We start from the raw sequence: 3,345 nt of genomic DNA on the forward strand, positions 1-3,345 counted from the left end.
TAAACAATGACATATTATTGAAAGAAGTTAGTAAGGAAGAACAAACAACAGTATTCTGCTTTTTGAAAGCTTCGGATGATTAGTATTACTCGACTATGCTGTCACCAGCTTTACATCTGTAACCTATCAACGTAGTAGTCTTCTACGGTCCTATATGGAATTCTCATCTCGTGGCTAGTTTCGCACTTAGATGCTTTCAGCGCTTATCTATTCCCAACGTAGCTACTCTGCAATGCCCCTGGCGGAACAACAGATTCACTAGAGGTTAGTCCAACCCGGTCCTCTCGTACTAAGGTCAGCCCCACTCAAAATTCCTACGCCCACAACAGATAGGGACCGAACTGTCTCGCGACGTTCTGAACCCAGCTCGCGTGCCACTTTAATCGGCGAACAGCCGAACCCTTGGGACCTTCTCCAGCCCCAGGATGTGACGAGCCGACATCGAGGTGCCAAACCTCCCCGTCGATATGAGCTCTTGGGGGAGATCAGCCTGTTATCCCCAGCGTACCTTTTATCCTTTGAGCGATGGCCCTTCCATGCAGAACCACCGGATCACTATATCCGTCTTTCGACCCTGCTCGGCTTGTCTGCCTCACAGTCAAGCAAGCTTATGCTATTGCACTCCTCATACGGTTACCAAGCGTATTGAGCTTACCTTTGAAAGCCTCCGTTACCTTTTTGGAGGCGACCACCCCAGTCAAACTACCCATCAAACAATGTCCCCCCAGAAGGGGTTAGACACCGAATACAGAAAGGGTGGTATTTCAACGTTGACTCCACGACGCCTAGCGACGCCACTTCATAGTCTCCCACCTATCCTACACATCCTGTATCCAATGTCAATGTTAAATTGTAGTGAAGGTGCATGGGGTCTTTCCGTCCCGTTGCGGGTACCCGGCGTCTTCACCGGGACCACAATTTCACCGAGCTCATGGCTGAGACAGCGCCCAGATCGTTACACCATTCGTGCAGGTCGGAACTTACCCGACAAGGAATTTCGCTACCTTAGGACCGTTATAGTTACGGCCGCCGTTTACTGGGGCTTCAATTCAATGCTTCGCCTTGCGACTAACATCCCCTCTTAACCTTCCAGCACCGGGCAGGTGTCAGGCCTTATACTTCATCTTTCGATTTTGCAAAGCCATGTGTTTTTGTTAAACAGTCGCCTGGGCCTTTTCACTGCGGCTGACATTGCTGCCAGCGCCCCTTCTCCCGAAGTTACAGGGCCATTTTGCCGAGTTCCTTAGCCATGATTCACTCGAGCGCCTTAGAATTCTCTTCCCGGATACCTGTGTCGGTTTGCGGTACGGGTTTTTATAACCTGAAGCTTAGCGGTTTTTCTTGGAAGTCTGATTACCTGCGCTATCCACTTACCCGAAGGCTTGCGGTACTATCGACCTTCAGCTAGAGTGGCGGATTTGCCTACCTCTCCAATACCTACAGTCTTTAACGATCTATTCCGTCAGATCGCGGCAGTGTCACTACTCCGTCCCCACATCGCAGTTATAAAAAGTACTGGAATATTAACCAGTTGTCCATCGAATTTCCCCTTCGGGTTCTCCTTAGGCCCCGACTAACCCTGATCCGATTAGCGTTGATCAGGAAACCTTATCCTTTCGGCGGGCAGGTTTCTCGCCTGCCTTATCGTTACTTATGCCTACATTTGCTTTTCCAGAAGCTCCAACACAGCTTACGCCATATCTTCGCTGCCGCTGGAATGCTCCCCTACCGTAGATCTAAATCTACCCATAGCTTCGGTATACTACTTGATGCCCGTTTATTATCCATGCACGATCGCTCGACTAGTGAGCTGTTACGCACTCTTTAAATGAATGGCTGCTTCCAAGCCAACATCCTAGCTGTCTGTGCAATCGCACCTCGTTAGTTCAACTTAGTAGTAATTTTGGGACCTTAGCTGATGGTCTGGGTTCTTTCCCTCTCGGCCCGTGACCTTAGCACCCCGGGCCTCACTGCTGTGTATATTTGATAGCATTCGGAGTTTGTCTGGATTTGGTAGGATTTGACTCCCCCGCACCCAATCAGTAGCTCTACCTCTATCAAACTCAAACCACAACGCTGTTCCTAAAAACATTTCGGGGAGTACGAGCTATTTCCCAGTTTGATTAGCCTTTCACCCCTACCCACAGATCATCCGGAAACTTTTCAACGTTTATCGGTTCGGTCCTCCAGTACGTGTTACCGCACCTTCAACCTGTCCATGGGTAGATCACAAGGTTTCGCGTCTACCTCCCCTGACTATACGCCCTATTCAGACTCGCTTTCGCTTCGGCTGCGTGTCTTAAACACTTAACCTTGCCAGAGAAGAGTAACTCGTAGGCTCATTATGCAAAAGGCACGCCGTCACGCCACCTGGACGCTCCGACCGCTTGTAAGCACACAGTTTCAGGTTCTATTTCACTCCCCTGTTCGGGGTTCTTTTCACCTTTCCCTCACGGTACTGGTTCACTATCGGTCTCTCAGGAGTATTTAGCCTTACCGGATGGTGCCGGCAGATTCCCACAAGGCGTCTCCGACCTCGCGGTACTCAGGATACTACTAGGCTAATGTTACTTACGTGTACGCGGCTCTCACGCTATATTGCCAGGCTTCCCATCCTGTTCCACTTCATTTCATTAATACCACATCGTAGTCCTACAACCCCAGTCTTGCCGTAACAAGCCTGGTTTGGGCTCTTTCCAGTTCGCTCGCCACTACTTTGGAAATCATTATTATTTTCTCTTCCTCTGCTTACTTAGATGTTTCAGTTCGGCAGGTTTGCGTACCGCAGTACGACTGGTCTTCAACCAGCCAGGTTTCCCCATTCGGAAATCACCGGATTAATTCATATTTGCTAATCCCCGGTGCTTATCGCAGCTTATCACGTCCTTCATCGCCTCTGAGAGCCAAGGCATCCCCTGTGTGCTCTTTCTTACTTTCTTCTCTCCATAGCCTTTTGCGCCTATGGAAATGCTTTTTTTGTTCTGTCGTTAACCTTTTTAATCACTATCTTGGTAATTGCTTACTTTGATGTTGTGATTGAAGTGCCAACAACGTCTCTATTGTTGTTTGCTCTTCTTTTTTAACTTCTTCCAATATGTCAAAGAACTTTTCTATCCCCGGATTTCCTGTTACGGTGATCCTATTTCCTGGCCTTTTATCTTAAGCCTGGGTGATGGTGGAGAATAACGGAGTCGAACCGTTGACCTCCTGCGTGCAAGGCAGGCGCTCTAGCCAGCTGAGCTAATCCCCCGTAAGATTCATTTATGTAGTCCCGAGCAGATTTGAACTGCTGACCCCTACATTATCAGTGTAGTGCTCTAACCAACTGAGCTACGGGACTATGTA

The 3,345-nt window shown here is 48.8% G+C and carries 2 tRNA genes and 1 rRNA gene; all 3 read right to left on the minus strand.

The features are described from left to right. Positions 1–60: 60 nt before the first annotated feature. Positions 61–2,939: ribosomal RNA gene (locus tag FN831_RS27455) — 23S ribosomal RNA — on the minus strand. A 234-nt stretch (positions 2,940–3,173) separates the two neighbouring features. Then, positions 3,174–3,250 (minus strand) — tRNA-Ala (locus FN831_RS27460). Positions 3,251–3,266: 16 nt separating this feature from the next. Next, positions 3,267–3,340 (minus strand) — tRNA-Ile (locus tag FN831_RS27465). Between the last annotated feature and the right edge of the window lie 5 nt (positions 3,341–3,345).

Origin of the sequence: Pedobacter westerhofensis (genome assembly GCF_900182595.1) — a bacterium.
GTDB classification, from domain to species: Bacteria; Bacteroidota; Bacteroidia; order Sphingobacteriales; family Sphingobacteriaceae; genus Pedobacter; species Pedobacter westerhofensis.